This window comes from Falsiroseomonas sp. (assembly GCF_030695085.1).
Lineage (GTDB): Bacteria > Pseudomonadota > Alphaproteobacteria > Acetobacterales > Acetobacteraceae > Falsiroseomonas.
The window spans coordinates 1-1,349 of record NZ_JAUYTS010000198.1; the positions used below are offsets into that span (position 1 = coordinate 1).

Genomic DNA, 1,349 nt, shown 5'->3' on the forward strand with positions numbered 1-1,349 from the left:
CCGCAGGGTCACGCCCCGCGCCGCCAGCCCTTGGCGCAACGGCTCGGAGAAGCGTTCGGTGTCGGCCCCGAACCCGTCGCCCCTCGCCACCAGATTGGGCAGGTCGAAGGCCGCCTGCATCGGCAAGTCCCAGTCCAGCACGGCGATCAGGGCCCGGGCGTTATAGGCCAGGATCGAGGTCCCCCCCGGCGAGCCGAGGGCCCCGACCAGCCGTCCCTCGCGGTCGAGGATCAGGACCGGCGCCATCGATGACCGCGGTCGCTTGCCTGGGGCCGCGGCGTTTGCCGCCGGTTCTCCGCCCGCCCGGGTCGGCGCGAAGGAGAAGTCAGTCAGCTGGTTGTTGAGGAAGAAGCCCGCCGCCATCCGCCCCGAACCGAACACGCTCTCGACCGTGGTGGTCATGCTGACAGCCCCGCCCCAGGCGTCGACGATGACGAAATGCGAGGTGCCGGCGGGCTCCTGCGTCGCATCGGGCCCGGCGATGGCGCCGCCGGGCGGCGTTCCCGCCTCCGCTGCGCCCGTCAGACCAGGAGCCAGGGCCGCGCGAGACGCCGTATAGTCCGGATCCAGCAGCCCCTGGACCGGCACCCGCACGAACCCGGGATCTCCGACATAGCGGTCGCGGTCGGCGTACATCAGCCGCTGCAGCTGGGCCAGGGCGGTCCAGGCCGCGGCGCTGTCCGGACCAAGCGCGATGTCCGGCGTCGCCTCGGCCATGGCCAGCAACTGCAGCACCGCCACCCCGCTGGACGGCGGCGGCGGCACGCAGACAACGTAGACGCGGTATGGTCGGCACAGGGCCCCGCGCTCGATCGGCTGATAGGCGGCGATGTCCTGCACCGTCAGGGTCCCGGGACGCGGCCCCTCCGCCACTGTCGCGGCGATCTCGCGCGCCACGCGGCCGTTGTAGAAGACCTCGGCCCCGCCCGCCGCCAGCTCGGCCACCGTCTCGGCATAGGCGGGATTGCGCAGCACATCCCCGGCGGCGTAGCGCCCGCCGTCCGGCCGGGTGAAATAGGCGTCGGCCCAGCGGGTGCGGGCCTGTCCCCGGGTCGCGACGATGAAGCCGGCCAGCCGCGGACTGACCACAAAGCCGTCGCGGGCCAGCCGCTCGGCGTCGCCGAACAGGGCGCTCCACGGCAGCCGGCCGTGCGCCGTCTGGGCCAGGGCCAGCATGGCCACCACCCCCGGCGCGCCCGTCGAACGTCCGCTCAGCACCGCCTCGCCGAAGCCCAGCGGCCGTCCGTCATCGAAAAACAGCTCGGGCGTCGCCGCCGCCGGCGCGGACTCGCGCCCGTCATAGCTGGTGACCGCGCCGGTTTCGCCGTCGAACACCATCATGAAGGCCC

At 73.5% G+C, this 1,349-nt stretch carries 1 protein-coding gene; it reads right to left on the minus strand.

Features of this window, described 5'->3' with window-relative positions; genetic code table 11:
- Nucleotides 1-1,349 (minus strand): gamma-glutamyltransferase family protein (locus tag Q8S40_RS21185; RefSeq protein ID WP_305671989.1); only part of this gene is annotated, 1,349 nt, incomplete at both ends.